Origin of the sequence: Kineosporia sp. A_224 (assembly GCF_002198655.1) — a bacterium.
In the GTDB taxonomy this organism is placed as follows: Bacteria; Actinomycetota; Actinomycetes; order Actinomycetales; family Kineosporiaceae; genus R-H-3.
Map to the genome: position 1 here is coordinate 1 of NZ_MWLN01000096.1, position 17,199 is coordinate 17,199.

The 17,199-nt window shown below is 71.5% G+C and carries 21 protein-coding genes; 15 read left to right on the top strand and 6 right to left on the bottom strand.

The window, feature by feature from the left end:
- The first annotated feature begins 300 nt into the window (after nucleotides 1-300).
- The 15 genes from EDJALFJO_RS07630 to EDJALFJO_RS07695 all read left to right on the top strand — a co-directional run bounded on the left by EDJALFJO_RS07630 (nucleotide 301) and on the right by EDJALFJO_RS07695 (nucleotide 12,679).
- Complete coding sequence (locus tag EDJALFJO_RS07630; protein ID WP_143448364.1) at nucleotides 301-630, top strand: hypothetical protein; 330 nt, start codon at nucleotides 301-303, stop codon at nucleotides 628-630.
- On the top strand, nucleotides 627-812 hold the full coding sequence (locus tag EDJALFJO_RS07635) for a hypothetical protein (RefSeq protein WP_088283800.1): 186 nt from the start codon (nucleotides 627-629) through the stop codon (nucleotides 810-812). The genes EDJALFJO_RS07630 and EDJALFJO_RS07635 overlap by 4 nt, the downstream gene beginning before the upstream one ends.
- A gap of 23 nt (nucleotides 813-835) precedes the next feature.
- Nucleotides 836-1,195, top strand: a complete 360-nt coding sequence (locus tag EDJALFJO_RS07640; RefSeq protein ID WP_233149739.1) for a hypothetical protein — start codon at nucleotides 836-838, stop codon at nucleotides 1,193-1,195.
- Between the two features lie 71 nt (nucleotides 1,196-1,266).
- Nucleotides 1,267-1,593 carry a hypothetical protein gene (locus EDJALFJO_RS34110; protein ID WP_158220330.1) on the top strand — a complete coding sequence of 109 codons (327 nt, stop codon included), beginning with the start codon at nucleotides 1,267-1,269 and terminating at the stop codon, nucleotides 1,591-1,593.
- Nucleotides 1,590-2,354 (top strand): DUF2637 domain-containing protein, encoded by a 765-nt coding sequence (locus EDJALFJO_RS07645; RefSeq protein WP_158220331.1) that lies wholly within the window; start codon nucleotides 1,590-1,592, stop codon nucleotides 2,352-2,354. The genes EDJALFJO_RS34110 and EDJALFJO_RS07645 overlap by 4 nt, the downstream gene beginning before the upstream one ends.
- Nucleotides 2,355-2,532: 178 nt before the next feature.
- Nucleotides 2,533-4,851 carry a cell division protein FtsK gene (locus EDJALFJO_RS07650; RefSeq protein ID WP_088283805.1) on the top strand — a complete coding sequence of 773 codons (2,319 nt, stop codon included), beginning with the start codon at nucleotides 2,533-2,535 and terminating at the stop codon, nucleotides 4,849-4,851.
- 622 nt (nucleotides 4,852-5,473) lie between these two features.
- Entirely contained in the window at nucleotides 5,474-5,701 is a 228-nt protein-coding gene (locus EDJALFJO_RS07655) for a hypothetical protein (protein ID WP_198950101.1), read from the top strand.
- Nucleotides 5,702-5,769: 68 nt separating this feature from the next.
- Nucleotides 5,770-6,612 (top strand): bifunctional DNA primase/polymerase, encoded by an 843-nt coding sequence (locus EDJALFJO_RS07660; RefSeq protein WP_158220332.1) that lies wholly within the window; start codon nucleotides 5,770-5,772, stop codon nucleotides 6,610-6,612.
- Nucleotides 6,609-8,315 carry an ATP-binding protein gene (locus EDJALFJO_RS07665; RefSeq protein ID WP_088283811.1) on the top strand — a complete coding sequence of 569 codons (1,707 nt, stop codon included), beginning with the start codon at nucleotides 6,609-6,611 and terminating at the stop codon, nucleotides 8,313-8,315. The genes EDJALFJO_RS07660 and EDJALFJO_RS07665 overlap by 4 nt, the downstream gene beginning before the upstream one ends.
- Nucleotides 8,316-8,602: 287 nt before the next feature.
- A complete protein-coding gene (locus tag EDJALFJO_RS07670) occupies nucleotides 8,603-9,016 on the top strand; it encodes a hypothetical protein (RefSeq protein ID WP_143448365.1) in 414 nt (137 codons plus the stop codon).
- Between the two features lie 285 nt (nucleotides 9,017-9,301).
- On the top strand, nucleotides 9,302-9,751 hold the full coding sequence (locus tag EDJALFJO_RS07675; RefSeq protein WP_088283816.1) for a hypothetical protein: 450 nt from the start codon (nucleotides 9,302-9,304) through the stop codon (nucleotides 9,749-9,751).
- Complete coding sequence (locus EDJALFJO_RS07680; protein WP_088283819.1) at nucleotides 9,748-10,548, top strand: hypothetical protein; 801 nt, start codon at nucleotides 9,748-9,750, stop codon at nucleotides 10,546-10,548. Before EDJALFJO_RS07675 ends, EDJALFJO_RS07680 begins: the two co-directional genes overlap by 4 nt.
- 157 nt (nucleotides 10,549-10,705) lie before the next feature.
- Nucleotides 10,706-11,038 carry a DUF4190 domain-containing protein gene (locus EDJALFJO_RS07685; RefSeq protein ID WP_088283822.1) on the top strand — a complete coding sequence of 111 codons (333 nt, stop codon included), beginning with the start codon at nucleotides 10,706-10,708 and terminating at the stop codon, nucleotides 11,036-11,038.
- A gap of 708 nt (nucleotides 11,039-11,746) precedes the next feature.
- On the top strand, nucleotides 11,747-12,334 hold the full coding sequence (locus EDJALFJO_RS07690) for a recombinase family protein (RefSeq protein ID WP_088283826.1): 588 nt from the start codon (nucleotides 11,747-11,749) through the stop codon (nucleotides 12,332-12,334).
- Nucleotides 12,335-12,439: 105 nt separating this feature from the next.
- Nucleotides 12,440-12,679 carry an AlpA family transcriptional regulator gene (locus EDJALFJO_RS07695; RefSeq protein ID WP_158220333.1) on the top strand — a complete coding sequence of 80 codons (240 nt, stop codon included), beginning with the start codon at nucleotides 12,440-12,442 and terminating at the stop codon, nucleotides 12,677-12,679.
- A 170-nt stretch (nucleotides 12,680-12,849) separates the two neighbouring features.
- Here EDJALFJO_RS07695 and EDJALFJO_RS07700 read toward each other — a convergent pair whose 3' ends face one another.
- The 6 genes from EDJALFJO_RS07700 to EDJALFJO_RS34120 form a co-directional block, all read right to left on the bottom strand.
- Complete coding sequence (locus tag EDJALFJO_RS07700) at nucleotides 12,850-15,246, bottom strand: sialate O-acetylesterase (RefSeq protein ID WP_088283831.1); 2,397 nt, start codon at nucleotides 15,244-15,246, stop codon at nucleotides 12,850-12,852.
- Nucleotides 15,243-15,875 (bottom strand): hypothetical protein, encoded by a 633-nt coding sequence (locus EDJALFJO_RS07705; protein ID WP_088283834.1) that lies wholly within the window; start codon nucleotides 15,873-15,875, stop codon nucleotides 15,243-15,245. Before EDJALFJO_RS07705 ends, EDJALFJO_RS07700 begins: the two co-directional genes overlap by 4 nt.
- Nucleotides 15,872-16,213, bottom strand: coding sequence for a hypothetical protein (locus EDJALFJO_RS07710; RefSeq protein ID WP_088283837.1), 342 nt, complete (start codon nucleotides 16,211-16,213; stop codon nucleotides 15,872-15,874). Before EDJALFJO_RS07710 ends, EDJALFJO_RS07705 begins: the two co-directional genes overlap by 4 nt.
- On the bottom strand, nucleotides 16,210-16,569 hold the full coding sequence (locus tag EDJALFJO_RS34115; RefSeq protein ID WP_088283839.1) for a hypothetical protein: 360 nt from the start codon (nucleotides 16,567-16,569) through the stop codon (nucleotides 16,210-16,212). Before EDJALFJO_RS34115 ends, EDJALFJO_RS07710 begins: the two co-directional genes overlap by 4 nt.
- 237 nt (nucleotides 16,570-16,806) lie before the next feature.
- The gene (locus EDJALFJO_RS07720) at nucleotides 16,807-16,986 is read right to left on the bottom strand and encodes a hypothetical protein (RefSeq protein ID WP_088283842.1); all 180 of its coding nucleotides are present in this window, start codon (nucleotides 16,984-16,986) and stop codon (nucleotides 16,807-16,809) included.
- A partial coding sequence (locus tag EDJALFJO_RS34120; protein WP_233149740.1) for a hypothetical protein occupies nucleotides 16,983-17,199 on the bottom strand: 217 nt, incomplete at its 5' end. The genes EDJALFJO_RS07720 and EDJALFJO_RS34120, both read right to left, overlap by 4 nt.

Consider the following 17,199-nt stretch of genomic DNA (forward strand, 5'->3'; position numbering starts at 1 on the left):
CGCGACGCTGCACCGCTCCGGCTCCCCCCGTCACGCCGCCACCCGCGCCCGCTGCCGCAGGAGGATCGCGCGCCCGACCTCGCCGCGGCCGGGCGCCGTACGGCCCGCGAGGTCGGCCTCCGTCCAGGCGACCGCGTGGACCACGTGGTCGCACAACAAAGTCGGGCCCGAACCAGCGTCGTGAGCGCTAGCCCGGGCCCTTGAACCCGACCCTCTTGGAGGTCGAGTCCCATGACGCACCGTACCCGTGCACCCCGCCTGATCACTGCCGCCACCGCCGACCGTCGTCGCCGGACGACCGTGAGGTACCGCGACGCGAAGGTGACCATCACCCACCACGCGTGGTGCGACGTCGCATCCCACGTGGACGAGGTCGCCGTGGTCGGCCCGGACGGCGGCTGCTCGACCGCCCTGGAGACCGTCACGCTCTCGTCGGGGGCGCACGCCAGCGCGTACCTGTGGGCGAGCGAGACCGGGCCCCAGGTGCTGACGGACATCCCGGCGGACATTGTCATGTCCGCCGAGGACGTCGCCGCGGTCGCCGCGCTCCTGTCGAACCTGAACGCGCTCGGGATGTCGGCTACGCCGGCGACCACGGGCCTCCCCGATCTCGCGGGGATGGCCCGGTGAGCACCCCGAGGGTCACGACCGCGACAACCAGGACGACGGCGCTGCGCCGTCACGCCCTGACCGGCGCGCTGGCGGTGGGGGTCCTCGGCATCGCCGCCGGCGTCGAGGCCGTCACCGGATGGTCGCCCTACCTGATCGCCCCGCTCGCGGTCGCGGCCGTGATGTTGGGGGTCCTCCAGTGAGCGGGCTGACGCGGTCCGACCGCGTGTCCCAGCGGTCGTGGCAGCGGGAGGGGGCCGCCGTTCTAGGGGACCTCCTGAAGGGCGCCGCGGGCGAGGACCTGCCGCCGATGGAGTGGCAGGTGACCCGGTTCGGCGACCTGATCGGCGAGGTGCCGACGTACCTCTTCACCGAGGGAGAGGCGCTCGCGGCGTGGCAGGAGTGGGTGTCGTACCTGTCCGCGGAGGTGACCTCAACCAGCCGGGGACGCCGGGTCGCGACCGCGACGTACCGGCCGATCCCGACCGGGCGCGGGGCTCATGTCGTCCTCGTCGTGAACCTGGACGCTGTCCAGCCACCTGAAGAGGAGCCGACCATGGACGAGCCGACCGGGGGTGCGCGGTGAGCGCCCTAACGGTGGTTGAGTCCCCGGCGGTCGCCTGCGAGTCGTGCCGGGTTCGGCCCGGGATCACGACGGTGACGGGCGGCGACGCGATCCCCTTCGTGGTGTGCCAGGACTGCACCCCGCACTTGCCCGGCGCAACCGAGGACCTCCAGTCCGGGGGCGCGACGAGTGAGCACGGCACCGACGGGGCCGACCTGTCGGTCCCCGGGGACTTCGACGGCGTGATGGCAGTCCCGGTGTCCGCGGTCGAGATGCTGTGGATCGTCGCGGTGCTCGGCGTCATCGCCGCGGCCGCGGTCGTCGGGTGGTTCGCCGGCGGCCCCGTCGTCATGGTCACCGTCGGGACAGGGACCGCCTACGCGGCGTTCTGGCTGGATGCGAAAGCAGGCCCGCAGTGAGCGGGGCCGCCACCGTGTCCGCTCCCGGCGGTGGGCGCAAGGACCCGTTGACCGTGGCCGCGGTCATCCTCGCGGTGGTCGCATTCGTCGGATCTTTCGACCACGTCCGGACGGTCGTGGCGACCCACGGCCAGCCTGGCTGGTTGGCGTGGGCGATCGCCCTCATGCCCGAGGTGTCCGTCACACTCGCCGTCCTGAAGATCCGCCGTGCGAAGCGCACCGGGGAGCCGACGGCGTGGGCGTGGGTGGTCGGCGGGTCCGCCGCGGTGTTCACGCTGGCCGCGAACCTCGCCACCGCCGAGGCGACCACTTGGGGGTACGTCGTGGCGGCGTGGCCGGCGTGGGCATCGATCTCTGCGGCCGGGCTCATCGAGATGCGACCAACTGGTCCGGCCGGCCAGGTGACCGGTCAGACGGGCGGTCAGCGGGCCAAGCGTGACCGGTCACCCGTGACCGCGGCCACCGGTCAGGGCGCGGTCACGGCACCGCAGGCGGTCAGGCCCTCCGCGGTCAAGTCCCCGGTCGTGCCCGGTCAGGTGCCTGCCCGGGGACGGTCCGCCGAGGACGTGCCTGAGGCGGCGGTCGACGTGTCTGACCTGCTCGTGGTCGGTCAGGCCGTCGCCGCCGACCTGCACAGGATCGGTCAGCGGTTGACCAGGGCCGCGCTGCAGTCCGGTGTCCGGGACCGCGGGCACACCTGCTCGACCGCTCGCGCTCAGGCGTTGCTGAGCGCGGTCAGGGACTTGGACCTGTCCGCCTGACCCCCATTCCGTGAGGTCTGACCGCACCCCCACCGAGCGGTCATGACCGGTTCCGGACGCGGTCTGTTGACCGCCCGCGAACGCCTCGCCCCGGATCGCGACGCAACCGCCTCCGGGGCGAGGCACCCGCACCGCACAGCACCCGGCGCCTTCGTCCCCGACTCAGGGAGAGCCACCCATGACCAGCAACCCGGACCGGCGGATCCTGCGGTCCGTCCCTGACCCGGACGACCTGCCCGAGCTCGACGAGATCCCCGACGTCATCACCGACCCGACCGCACCCCCGACGGCAGGTCAGGGCCGGGCGTCCCTCGCCGCCGGCGCCGACGAGCCGGACGGGTGGGCGATCGACCTGCCCGACAGCGACGACGAGACCGACCTGCGACTGGACGTCGAGTCCGGCGTCATCGTGCCCGTGGACGCCGTCGAGGTGCCCACCGTCCCGGGCCGCCGCGGGGTCGAGCGGCGCACCGTGACCGGTTGGCTCGTGGACGTCCAGCAGGCCGACGTGCGGCCGGTGCTGCCCGCCTGGGTCGTCGACAACGGGCAGCGCCGCGAGGCCGCCCGATTCCTCGCCCGGTACACGTGGCACAAGGCCCGGTTCCACGCCGTCAGGTTTCCCGTGTACGGCGTCCGGGTGATGGCCCGCACGCCGCGCGGGGCGGGGCGGGCAGTGGCCTCGACGTGGCGGTGGGTGTTCGACGCCGAGGCCCGCCCGCTGCGCCACGACGCGGTCAACCGCAACGACCCGAAGGCGTACCTGGCGCTGGTCCGTGAACGCAACGCCCGGGTACGGGTCCGTGGGGTGGTCGCGACCGTCCTGGCCGTCCTCGTGGTGGCCGGGGGCGTGGCGGTCCGGTATGCGGCTCCCTGGTGGGTCCAGGCGGTCACGGTGGCGGTGGCCATGGTCGTCCTGGCGGTCATCGGGACCAGCCACGACCGGCCGCTGACCGACGCCGCGGCGATCGTGCCGAGGGCCCGCCGGCTCACCGCCGGGGTGGTCGAGCGCGCCTTCATGGCCGCCAAGCTCGCGAGCGAGAAGGACCCGATCACGTTCCCGCTGCCGATCGTCCGTGACGGCGCGGGCTGGCGGGCGGTCCTGGACCTGCCCTACTCCACGACCGCGGATCAGGCGATCCGCAAGCGCGACGCCATCGCCGCTGGCTTGGACCTCGACGAGTCGATGGTCTGGCCCGAGCGTGTCCGCGGCACCACCGGGTCCGCCCGCCGGCTGGCACTGTGGGTCGCCGATGAGGACCCGTTCGGCAAGCCCTCCGGGACTTGGCCGCTGGCGCAGCGCGGCGCCGTCGACCTGTTCGCGCCGTTCCCGTTCGGGCAGGACCCCCGCGGGCGGGTCACCTCCATGCAGCTCATGTTCACGTCCCTCGTGGTCGGTGCCATCCCGCGGATGGGCAAGACGTTCGCCGCCCGGCTGCCGATCCTGGCCGCCGCCCTCGACCCGACCGCCGAGCTCCACGTCTACGACGGCAAGGGCGGGCAGGACTGGAGGGCATTCGAGGCGGTCGCGCACCGGATCGGGTTCGGTGCCCGCGACGACACGGTGACCGCACTGCTGGACGACCTACGGGCGCTCCGAGCGGACATGGACCGCCGGTACGACGCACTGGCGGCCCTGCCCCCGAACGCCGTACCGGACTCCAAGGTCACCCGGGAGGTGGCGAACCGCCGCGGTCTCGGCCTGCACCCGGTCGTGGTGGCCATCGACGAGTTCCAGCGGTTCAGCGAGCACGCCTCTATGGGCGCCGAGATCGTCGAGCACCTCATCGACCTGGCCAAGGTCGGCCCGGCCGTCGGAATCATTGTCGTCCTCGCCACCCAGAAGCCGGACGCGGTAGCCATCCCGACCCGCCTGCGGGACGTCATCGGGACCAGGTTCGCGCTCAAGTGCATGACCTGGCAGACCTCCGACAACGTCCTCGGCGCGGGTGCCTACTCGGCTGGCTACGACGCCTCCCGGTTCCAGCGCGGCCACAAGGGCACCGGGTGGCTGCTCGGCGCCGACGACTCCGGCGCCGTCGAGGAAGCCGTGACCGTCCGAACTTTCCTCGCGGACGGCCCCGCGGTCGCCCGGGTCATCGAACGCGCCCGCGCCCTGCGCGAGGGCGCCGGGCTTCTGACCGGCATGGCCACCGGCGAGATGCCGGCACCGCCCGTGGACCGCGACCAGGTCCTCATCGACGTCCTCGGCGTCTGGCCGCTCGATGAGGACCGGCTGTGGTCCAGCGAGATCGTCGACCGCCTCGCACTCGCGCACTCGGCCTACGACGGGTGGACACCCGACAACCTCGCGGCGGCTCTGAAGCCGTTCGGGATCACCACCCGGCAGATGCAGAAGACCATCGACGGCGAGCGCACCAACCGCCGGGGCATCACCCGAGCCGCCGTCCTGGACGCCCTCGGCGACCGCACCGAGCTCCCCGCCCCGACCGAGCGTCGCGCCCTCGACGACGCCCCCGACACCGGCGACGAGTCGTGACCGCCACTAGCACCCCACCCGCTAGCGCTAGCAGCGCCGCTAGCGCCCCGATCCCGCACCTGACCTGCGGTGTAGCGCCGCTAGCGGGCGCGGGAGTCGAGCGGGGATCACCCGCGCCGCGCGACCAGCAGGCCCGGTCCTCGGACCTGCTAGCCACCCCCAACAACAGGGAGCGAACGATGACCGGCACGGACGGCGGCGGACGGTACATGCCTCAGTACCTCGCAGGACTCAACGACATGGAGATCGCCAGGGCGTGCGGCGTCAGCTCCGGAGCCGTCTTCCAGTGGCGTCGCAGGCGGGGGCTCCCATCGCACGTGGTCAGCACCGCGGACCGGTACCGCGCCGACTATGAGGCGGGCCTGAACGACCGGGAGATCGCTGAACGTCACGGCGTGACCCGCCTCGCTGTCTCCGGGTGGCGCAACCGGCGTGGCCTGCCCCCAGTGACCGGCCCTCGCAAGGGTGGACCGCCCCGCACAGACCGGTACGCCGCCGACTACGCCGCGGGTCTCACCGACACACAGATCGCCGCTGTCCACGGCGTCAACCGAGCCTCTGTGGCCGGATGGCGACGCCGTCGCGGCCTCGCGTCGAACGCAGCGGACCGGAGCCTCCGGTGATGCGCTCCCTGCTGCTCGTGGCCCTCGCCGCCGCGTGGCTCGGTGGCTACGCGCTGGCCTGCGCGGTCTGGCCGTTCGCGGCGTGCGGTCGATGCGACGGGACCGGGAAGCGGCGGTCCCCGTCGGGCAAGGCCTTCCGGGCCTGCCCGCGCTGCAAGGGGACGGCCCGGCGCCTCCGGACCGGCCGACGGTTCTGGCTCTGGACCCGAGGCCGCGCGGCCCGCTGACGCCGCCCCGGTCTCTTGCCCGCCCGCGAACGGCTGGGCGACACCATCACCCCGAAGGGAACACCCTCGTGAGCACGTTAGCCCCGGCGACCGACCACCCGACAGGGATGCTCGCCGCCGCACTCGACCTGGTCGGCGCGGGGTGGGCGGTGTTCCCGCTGACGGGCAAGGCTCCGCGCACCCGGCGCGGGTTCCACGACGCAACCTGCGACCCGGAACAGATCCGCGCATGGTGGTCGGCGGCACCCGGCGCCAACATCGGCGGCGCCATCCCCGGCGGACTGCTCGTCCTGGACATCGACCCCCGCAACGGTGGCGACGCCACGATCGGCCGGCTCCAGCGCACCCACGGGCCGCTCCCGGACACGTTGACGGTCATCACCGGCCGCGGGGACGGCGGCCGACACCTTTACCTGCGGCGCCCTCCGGGGCCGGTCACCGGAGCCCGCACCCCGGGCGTGGACGTGAAGGTAAGCGGGTACATGGTCCTTCCGCCCTCGACGCACCCTGACACCGCAACGCCGTACCGATGGCTGGACCCCGCGGCGCCGATCGCCGCCCCGCCCCGCTGGTTCGTGCGGCTGCTACGTCCCGTCGATGCCCGCCCAAATCTCGAGCCCCGGCAACTGCCGTCCGGCTCGGACCGCTACGGGCTCGCTGCCCTGGCCGCCGAGGCCGCGAGCGTCGCCGGCACCACCACCGGTGGACGCAACCACGCCCTCAACCGGGCCGCATTCAAGGCGGGGCAGCTCGTCGCAGCCGGCCTACTCTCCGACGACGACGTCCGGACCGCGCTCATGGCTGCCGCCGACACGTGCGGGCTGCTCGCCGACGACGGGCACGCCGTCACGCTGCGGACCATCAGGTCCGGGCTCCGAGCCGGCCAGGCACGACCGAGGGCCCACCGGTGACCGCGACCACGCCGCGCCCACCGGCGGCCAGGGTCCCGGACGTCACCCGGTACGCCGACCCCCTCGACCTGACCGACCTGGAGGTCGACCTGTCGGCTCCGGACGACGCCCACCGCGAGGCGACGGACACGACCGACGCGGAAGGCGCGGAAGGCGCTGCAGCCGCGCCGGAGGACACCGGACGCGGCGGGCGTGGACCGAGCCAGGCAAGCCAACTCCGGGCCCTGGCACTGGCCAGGTACACGCTGTGCGTCAGCGAGGACGGCTCCCCGTTCGCCGTCCCCCGCGTGGGCCCGCAGGTGGTGCGGATGCTCCGGTCTGGGCGGACCGGCCTGCGCGCAGAGCTCGCCCGCGAGTACGCCCGCGCCCATGGCGGGGCCGTCCCGTCGTCATCGGCCCTCGCGGACGCGCTCATGGCACTGGAGGGCGAGGCGGCAGAAACAGACCCGCGTCCCCTCGCGCTGCGTGCCGCCGCCCACGGTGACGGACTGGCGCTCGACCTGGGCCGCGCCGACGGGCACGCCGTCACGATCACCGCGGCCGGCTGGGACATCGTCGACAGGTCCCCAGTGCTGTTCCGCCGGACCGCGCTCACCGGACCGCTGCCCAACCCCGTGCGAGGCGGCACCCTGACCCCACTCCGGTCACGGCTGAACGTCCCTGACGAGGACTGGCCACTCGTCCTCGCGTGGCTCGTGACCGCCCTCATGCCCGACCTCCCGCACCCGCTGCTCCTGCTCATGGGCGAGCAGGGCACCGGCAAGTCGTCAGCGACCCGGCTACTCGTCAACGTCCTCGACCCGGGCCCGGCGCCGCTGCGCACCGCGCCCTCAGACGTCGAGGGCTGGTCCGTCGCCGCCGCCGCATCGTGGGTGGTCGGCCTGGACAACCTCTCCGGGCTGCAGCCGTGGCTCTCCGACGCCCTGTGCCGGGCAGTGACCGGCGACGGCCTCGTCCGGCGCGCCCTCTACTCCAACGACGACGTGTCCGTGCTGACGTTCCGTCGCGTCGTCGCCAACGGCATCGATCTGGGCGCCCTCCGTGGCGACCTCGCGGACCGGATGGTCGCGGTCAACCTCCACCGCATCCCCGACACAGAGCGACGCCCTGACGGCGCCGTACACATGGACGATGACGAACGGGCCGCGGTCCTCGGCGCTCTGCTCGACCTCGCGGCCCGGGTTCTCGACGAACTCCCGCGCGTCGTCCTCCCAGCCATGCCCCGCATGGCCGACTTCGCCCGGGTTCTGGCGGCCGTCGACACAGTCGCGGGAACGTCAGGGCTCGATGACTACCTCAGGCAGACCAGCGACCTGGCATCAATCGTCGTCGAGTCCGACCCCTTCGCCGACGCGGTCGTGACGCTGATCCGCAGCATGTCCCCGGCCGAATGGAGCGGTGATGGTGGCACGCTGCTGGGCCTCCTGCCGGTGCCGGAGCCGCGTCCCAGAAAGTGGCCCACTGATCCTGCAGGTGTCAGCGCCGCCCTCCGACGAGTCGCGCCGGCACTCCGGTCCGCAGCCGGGCTGGTCGTCGACGACATGAAGCACCCAAGGACGCGGCGCACCGTGTGGACGATTGCCGACAGCCAGATCACGCAGGCATCGGAGCCTTCGCACCCTTCGCGCACTTCGGATGACCTCCTGACCTGCATCAACTCCGCGAAGCCAGCCCGCCCAGAGGCTTCGCCCCTCGACGGGTAGGCCTTCGCGGTCCATCCGCAACGAAGGGGCCCGTGGCGGTGCGAAGGGACACGGCTGAACTGCCTACGCAGTTGAGGCAGCCCCTGACCTGCGCAGACCCGTGGCCGCGAAGAGCGCGAAGAGTGCGAAGGCCCCCGAGCCGCCTCCTTGCGACCCGTCAGCCGGCGGGCCGCGGGTTGTCCGTCCCGCCGCTCAGTCCTCTGCTGCTAGCACTCCCTGCTCTTAGCATGCCTTCCCGCATCACTAGTGGCTTGTCTTCCCGCATCACTTCAAGTATGCTTTCCGGCATGACACTTCCTGAGCAGATCATGGTTAACGGCGTTATCGCCATGCTTCAGAGGACGCCGGCACGTCACTGGGACGAGACCCTGACAAAGGTCGAACTGTCCGACGCGCAGCGTGCGGTAATCGAGGAATGGCGGGCCGCCCGGAGTCGCGCGACGACGGCCGCGGCGTCGGAAACGAACGACGCCGCCGTCGATAAGGTCAGGGAGAACAAGGTCCGTCGCGCCGCCGCCCGCCAGGGGCTCAAGGTGATGAAGTCGCGGGCACGAGACTCGCGGGCGCTGGATTTCGGCTGCTACGCCCTCACCGACGCGGCAACGAACGTGATCGTGGCCGGCGTGGCTATGGGGCGCCTGGCGTTCAACCTGGACGACATCGAGGAATACGTCTACGGCATGCCGCCGGCAGAGGACTGACCTTCTTGCGTCAACGTCACCGCGGTGCAGGTGGGCTGCGTGCGCGGATCGAAGGCGGGAGAGCGGCCTCATCTGTTGGCTGCCTAGAGCCCGCCTGCGCAAGGAGAACAACAATGCGACGGCCCCGCCTCTTAGGAGGCCGGGGCCGTCGCATTGTTGGTGCCCAGCCGGCCAGCTCGATGCTGGTGCCGCACCGAAAGGTCGCGACCCCCCGTAGAGCCGACGAACGGCTACCGCCGAATCACCCAAACCTCGTTGTCCGTGCCGCCTACTACGGTGCGCCACATGACCACCACCTCCACCGCGCTCCGCCCCGATCGTTGGTTCACCACGGACCGGCCCCTGCTCCTCGCGGTCGCCGCTGCCCTCGACGAGACACCGACCGTCATCGTTCATGCAGTCGAGGTGCCGGGGGTCGACGACCCCGAGGAGCGGGTTCGCGCCGGCCTCCGCCTCCTCCGCGGCGGCTACCTGGAGGGCGACGACGGCGTCGGCTACGCCATCGTCAGTGCACTGACGGAGCGCGGGATGCGCGAGGTCGGTGAGTGGCCGACAGCCGACACCTTGGCCCGCAGGGTGCTCGACGAACTGGCCGCCGCAGCCGACGAGGCGCCAGACGAGCCGACCCGGAGCCGCCTGCGGACCGCGATCGAGGTGCTCAGCAGAGGCACGCTCGACACCGCGACGAACGTCCTCGGAGTAGCGATCGCCAAGGCAATGGGCCTGACGCCGTGACGACCCTGGGCCCCGAGGTGGTGAAGATCCTCGGGGCGATCGAGAGCCTGAAGGGTGTGCTGGAGGGGTTGCCCTCGGTTGAGCCGGGCAGTGCCCTCGCCGTTGACGGCGAAGCGTGGCCGACAGGACCGGTGAGTGCCTACGCCACCACCTCGATCCTGAGTTCGATCGAGCATCAGTTGATGGTCCGCTCCACGCTCGTCGATGCCCTGGCGCTCTACCCGTCCGCCATTGAGACGACGCTGCGGACGGCGCTTATCGGCGCAGCGGAAGCGTGCTGGCTTCTCGGCCCCGACGACAGCGACACCCGCGTGATCCGCGGCCTGCGGATCGCTGCGGATGACCTCTCGGACTCGGACGGAACCGCCCGCGATCTGACGACCGCCGAGGCGTATCCCGCCGACGCCCCTGTTCACGACTTGGCTCGGGACCGGATGGCGCAGGTCGCGGCGGCGGTGGACGCAGCTCGCCGAGAGTTGGACCGCCGTGGCTTCACGGTGTCGCCGCGACGCAGCGCCATCAGCGCGACCGTCATGATCCGGGAGGCACTCACTGAGGCGTTCCCCGGCCAGCCGATGCTGGTCTACGGCGGCATGCACCTGTGGCGGCGCGGCAGCGGCAAGGCGCACGCACGCATGTGGCCGACCTTCATCGCCTACGACACGGTGGCCGAGACCGAGGCGACGGTGACAGTGCAGACGACGCTGAGTTCCGACCAGTTGATGACGGGACTCATGCCGCCACTCCAGCTCATCAACCGAGCGCTGAAGTTGTACACACTCCGCGCCAGGGCGTAGGTGGACGACGGTCGCCTCGACAGTCGCGCGGCGCCGCGTTATCGATCCCCGCCGTTCGGGCTACCCGGACACCCGTCGCCCCCGCGCCGGCGCGACTAGCGTCTGCCGCTTCAGAGAGCGGGGGCTCGTCGCGACGCACTAGAACGGGGAGCCCCCAATGACTATGCCGCCCTACGGTCAGCAGCGGCCCGGACCACCGGCGCACTACTACCCGGTCGTGGCCGTCGTCCCCACCTCGGGACAGGCCACTGCCTCAATGATCTGCGGCATCGGGAGCTTCTTCTCCTGCGGACTGCTTGGGATCGTCGCCGTGATCCTCGGGCACGTGGCGATCCGGGAGACGGGCACCGGGGCCAAGGCCGGGCACGGCATGGCAGTGACCGGTCTCATCCTCGGCTACGTCACCGTGCTGCCATGGGCCGCGTTCTGGGTGATGGTGCTGGCCGGTGCGGTCGCGACACCGTTCGTCGGGTCGACGACCAGCCCTTGACGAGACCTAGCGACGCTGGGCACACCACCTACGCTTCGCTCATGGGACTCAAGGCGACAGAATACCGGGGGCGTGAGGCATGTCCGTCTGCCGCGGGGGTCGCGGGTTGACGCCGACGCCGCGCGGCGGAGCGTGTACCCCTAGGGGGTATGACGCCCCTGCGTCACACTTGGCGCATGACCGCACCAGACCTGTTCCGCATCGACCTCGACGACCTGCGAGCGCAGGCAGAGGCTTGGCGCACGGCCGTCGCTGAGCTGCCCGGACGAGCACCGTCCGACAAGGCCCTCTTGCGACGCTTGGAGGGGGCGTTCATTGGAACTGTGGCGACTGTCGAAGTCTTAAGCCAGTAGGTCGGGAGCGGCCGGCCGCACCGTTCGGGTCAGCCCTTGGCCAGACGCCCGCTGCGCGCCAACGCGCGTTCGCGGTGGCCGTCAGTCGTTCGGCACTCTGTGAGCAACTTGTCGAGGTCGGAGCGGCGGAACCGGACACCGGCGCCACGAGCGATGATCGCGCCCCGCATCACAGTCTCGTTAAGCCTCCGCCGCCATGGCGATCCGGCTCCCCTGGCCCTGTCGGATAACCAACGCTTGCGGGACACCCCGAGACCGACCATCCGCTATGCCTGGGATTGTGTCCCACAACTCGTGTCGCAAATCAATGTCGGATTGCTTGACGTGTAGATGAGTTATGAGACACCCTAAGGCTATGGCAGTGATCGGATACGCCCGGGTGTCGACTGGAGATCAGGACACCGCCCTGCAGGTCGACGCGCTGAAGCTCGCGGGCTGTGAACGCGTCTTCGAAGACCACGCCAGCGGCACCCGGGTCGACCGTCCGCAACTGACTGCCTGCCTCGACTACCTGAGGCAGGGCGACACCTTGGTCGTGTGGAAGCTTGACCGCCTCGGACGCAGCCTGCAGCACCTTCTGGCAATCGCTGACGACCTGGGGCAGCGGGGCGTGTCGCTCGTCATCACCACGATGGGCGTCGACACCCGGACGCCGGGCGGACAACTCTTGTACAGCGTCCTCGGAGCCGTTGCGCAGTACGAACGGACGCTCATCGTGGAACGCACCCGAGCCGGTCTTGACGCCGCCCGTGCGAGAGGGAAGCGGGGGGGCCGCAAGCCGGCCCTCAAGCCACGGCAGGCGCAGTTGGCCCGGCAGATGTATGCCGAGACCGGCCCCGATGGCCGGCGGGCTCACACCGTCGCGGAAATCGCCGCCGAGCTCAAGATCGGTCGGTCGACGGTGTACAGGTACCTCACCGTCGACCAGGTCATAACCACATGATCAGCAACGAACGCAGCGAGGCCCGTCCCAGGCTCTGGGGCGGGCCTCGCTTCTTGTCCGGCCTACATCCCGTAGGCGATCCACCGACGAAAAGGAGACTTCACCGTGTCCGATCAACCTCGTGACGCCAAGCCAGGCAAACGCGCGACACCGAACCCTGATCCCCTACTGACGAAGGCCGCCGCATGCGAGTACCTCGGTGGCATCACGCCCCCGACGCTGGACCGGTGGGTGGCGAAGGGGCGCCTGCCGAAGGTGAAGTACGGCCCGGGGCGTGGCTCTGCGGTCCGGTTCCGCCGCTCGGACCTCGACAAGTTCCTGAACGAGTCCGTGCAGACGTCCTGACCAGCACGCCGACGGCCCCCCTGCCGCCTTCACGGGGGTTGTCGCGGCAGGGGACGCGCTGCGCACGTCCGTTCGCCGTCCTGCGCGCTTTCGAGCCGCGGATGCAGTGCCGCCACTGCGGCATCCGCCTTTCGGAGCCCGGCACCCTGACCCGTCAGGCTGGTGACCCGTCAGGTCGCGACGTAGTCGTCGATCAGCGTCCCGTTCGCGCCGGAGATGGCCGCAAAGATGCCGGCGCGGCCCGTGGCCGTGACCGCGGTCGTGGCGCTCACCGCCACCGTCGCCCCGGCCTGCCAGGTGCCCCCGCTGGTGAGGTACTGGCTGTCGCTTGCGCGCTGGACGGTCAGGGTCACGGTGGTGCCAGTGGCCGCGAGCGTGAGCGTGTACGTCTCGCTGGTGGACAGCGTGACGCTCGAGGTCTGCCCGAGGATCGACGTCGTGCCGGCGTTGACCTGGATGATTCCGAACGGCGAGTTTGGGCTGCTGAAGAAGTGGCAGCCGACCAGCATCGTGTCCGCGGCCGTGTCGACCCGGACCATCGGCCCGACCTCGTTGTCGGTCGTGCTGGTAGGGGTGATCTTGAGGGATGCCGAGTAGTTCGCGGACCCGGGCGTCCTCGCGTTGTACCAGGTGGTCTTGGTCGCGCCGAGACCGGAGGTGACGGCTTTCCCGGATCCGTTCAGTGCGATGGCGCCAGCGCCGCCCTTGAGCGTCCAGGTGCCGCCCGCGTCGGGCGTGTGTGAGGCGAGCGCCGTCCCGTTCGTCCCGGTGAACGTGTCGAGCACGATCGACGTCGAGGGGGTCGTGCTCGCCGTGCTCGACGGGACGCTCGTCCCGGTCGCGTTCGTCGCGGCCACCCGGAAGTCGTAGGGGGTGCCGTTCGTCAGGCCCGTCACGGTCGCTGCCGTTGAGGTGCTCGTGCCGTCCGCGAAGGTCGTCCAGGTGGATCCGGCGGACGTCTTGAACTCGACCACGTAGTCGCTGACGGCGGAGCCGACGCTTGTCGGTGCGGTCCACGAGAGGGCAGCCTGCCCGTTGCCCGAAGACGCTGTGAGGCCCGCCGGTGCGTCTGGCACGGCCGGGGTGAGGTCGTTCGTCAGGGCGGACCGGTAGGCCGTGAACATGCCGCGCCCGAGGGTCCGTTGCGCAGCCGCCATGTAGTGCAGGTTGTCACCGAGGTTCGACGAGGCCGGGCCCCCCACGAAGCCGGTGTAGGGAACCCGGTTCGGGGTGTCGACGTGCACGGCCCGGATCGCCGCAGCGGTCCCCGTGGTGAACTCGGGGACCATGCCCGCGACGACGAACGGGGTCGTCGCGGAACCGAACGCCGTCCGCCACCCATAGATCAGGGCATCGAGCTTGGCCTGGTAGTTCGCGCCCGAGTAGGAGGCGATGGCGTCCGACTCGCCCTGCAGCCACAGGATCCCCGCGACGCGGGCGTTCGATCCGGCCGCCGTGAGCGCGGCCTGGACGGTCGTGATCGCGCCCGTGTAGAGGTTGCCCGACCCGGCCGGGTCCCAGTTCGTCTGGATGGTCGTCGCGCCGACCGCGACGGGGACGATGAGGACGCGCCGGTTTGACGGGATCGACGCCGCGTACCACCGGGCGAAGACCAGCGACGGGCCCATCCCCGCCGGGGGCGACCCGGATGTGAGGGGCATCGCGAGGGGGTCGGCGGCGGCGATGACCTTTCCGCTGTAGGTGCCCGACTGCGCGTACTGCCAGACGCGGGCGTCGGTCGGGTCCTCCGACGCGTTCGGCGTCGCCCCGGTCTGGCCCCACATGTTCGACTGGCCGGCCGCGATGATGACGTCGAACCCGGTGTCGAACCCGTTCGTGACCGCGGAGAGCGCTGCATACGTGCTCGTCAGGGCCGAGTCCGCGGCGATGGTGGCTGGCGTCATCGTGGCGGCGGACCCGAGGCCGAGGTTCGTCCGCGCAGTGGACGCGGACGCGAGGTCGGACAGGTTCGCGGTCTTCTGTGCGGCGCCCGTGATGCGGGTGTCGTCGCCCTGCGCGGCGGTCCCCGCAGTGGTGCCGTAGGTGACGGCCAGGGACCGGTCAGCGGACAGGTCCCCGCCACCCGTGAGGCCTGTCCCTGCAGTGATGGCCCGCGTGGTGGGCGCCTTCCCCGCGAGGGCGGCAGCGACCGTGCTGTCGGCGAGGATCTGCGTGCCGGTGACGGCACCGGTCTGCCCGACGACCGACGACACGGCCCCGCCACCACCGCCGCCGATGGCGGTGAACTTCGACGCGTCGAACGTGACGCCAGCGGTGTGCGCGGTCGTGCACCGGTAGAGGGTGCCGGCGTTCGCGGCGAGCTGACCGACGACGTAGACGACGCCTGTCGTCCAGTCGGGGGCGGTGAGTGCCGCGAGTCGCGCGGCGACGTCCGTGTGGCTGCCCTGCGGGTTGACGCCGAGGGTGTCCTGGACGGCGAGGATGGCGTCTTGGACGTTGTTGACGTCGGCGGCGGTGATCCTCGCGGTGGCTGGTGCCGCGTTCGGGTCACCGGACCAGTTGGTCTTCTCCGCGAAGATGTCGACGGCGCCGGGGTAGTTGCTCACAGCCCCGCCCGCCGCAGAACGTCCTCGATGCGGTCCAGCCGACGAGCCGCGTCAGCCTGATCTGCCCGAGCCTCCGCGATGAGACCGCCCGTGGCCTTGACGATCTCGGCCGAGATCGCCTTGGTGAGGTGCTCGGGTGCTCGCGCCGGCGGGGGCGAGTCGACGGCTGCCGCCTTCGCGCCCTGCCGGTCGATCCGGTCCGCCTCACGCTCCAGGCCAACGGCCTGCCGGAGCTTGCCCTGACGGGCCGACAGCGGCAGCAGCGCCGCTTCCTCGCGCAGGCGCCGCGCGACGTCACGCAACCCGGCCGGGTCCAACTCCATGATCCGGTCGGCAAGCGCCTCGGCCGTGTTCGCGCGGTTCCTGTAGCCGGCGATCACCACCGGGTCCGTGCTTTCCACGGCTCGCTGTCGCCACTCGCGGGCCTCGGCCCGGATCTCCTCCGCCGTGGGCAGGATCATCGGGCCCGAGTTCAAGGCGGCGCTTTTGAATGCCGCAATGTCGGCCCGCAGTGCGGCCTCCAGGCCGGGATCGCCGGGACGCGCGTCGAGGGTGACCTGTCGGCGAGCCGCTTCAGCGAGCAGCTCGGCCGGGGTCAGTGGTGCCTCCGAGTGGTGGTGGCGGGTCATGGTTGGATCCCTTCGTTCTGGGTGTCGTCGAGCAGGTGGACCAGGCCGCCGTCGGCGACGGCCCGGAGTTCGCTGATGACCTGACCGACGGTCAGGTCTGTGGCGGCGGCGAGCCGGAGAACGGCCACGCCGAGCAACGTCGTCGCCACGGCCGTGACCTCCCCGACGTGGGCGGCGGCACCCCAGTCGACGAGCCCGGACAACGCCGTGGCCTCGTCGTCGTTGTCGGCCAGGGCGACGGCCGCGGTCACGTCGAGCAGCCGGCCACCGAGGTGCCGGGCCCGGTCGTCGCCGCCGGGGATGAGTTCGTGAAGCCACGTGGGTCCGACGTCGGTCATGCCGCGTACCGCCCGTCCCGAAGGCCGGTGAGCACCTCGACGGCGACGACGTGCGCGGCCTGCCGCGTCTGCGCGTCACCCCCGACAGTGGTGCAGAGCGCGTCGACCAGGTCCCGGAACGCGGCAGCGACCTGTTCGCCCTGGGCGGCGCTGATCTTCCCGAGACGCTCGTCCAGGTCGAGCTTGGCGAGGGCCGTCAGGGTCTGCCGGAGTTCACCGAGGAGAACCGTCCAGACGGTGATCTCAGCCCGGACGACCTGCCCCCCGCCCGGACCGCGACCGACGAGACTGCCGAGGTCGTTCACGAGGGCACCGACGGTGTCCGCCGCAGCCTCCAGGCGCCCCGCCAGCCGCATGAGGGCCTCCAGCGGGTCTCCGACGGGCGGAGCGTTTGGATCGTCGATCAGACGGGCCGCCAAGGCCCGGGCCTGGGCCTCGACGACTCGACGCCGGCCGGCTTCACGTACCTGGGGGGCACGACCACCGTGCGTCCCGCAGACCGTGCCCCCGACGATCGCCCACTTCTGGCAGGGCCGACCTGTCGTGGTGGAACGGGCGGTGCACTTGCGCGGGTCCCGTGGCTCATCCATGGGTCACGCACCCCCCTTGGCGTCCACGGGTCCGGCGCCCGGCACGAGCCGGGCGAACTCGTCGGCTGCGACGCGGAAGACCCGGCGGGGGTCGGCGGCGATGAGGTCGCAGATGTCGAGCCCGGGTAGGTCGATGGGGTCGCCTTCGATGGGCGTCTCACCGTTCCTGCAGTCGCCGGTCACCGGCCGCCTGCCGCGCGTCGCAGTGGGATGACGTTGTCGCCGCGCTGGCTGTCGCCCGTGCCGCCGGTGGCTTCCCGGAGCGCTTGGGCCAGCACGGCGTGGCCGAGTTCCTCCACGGCACGGCGTGCGGCGTCGAGCTTCTCCTGTGCGAGTCCGTCGAGGGTCACGTCGGCTCCGTCCGGGTTGAGGGGGCTGGGGGGCACTACATCTGTG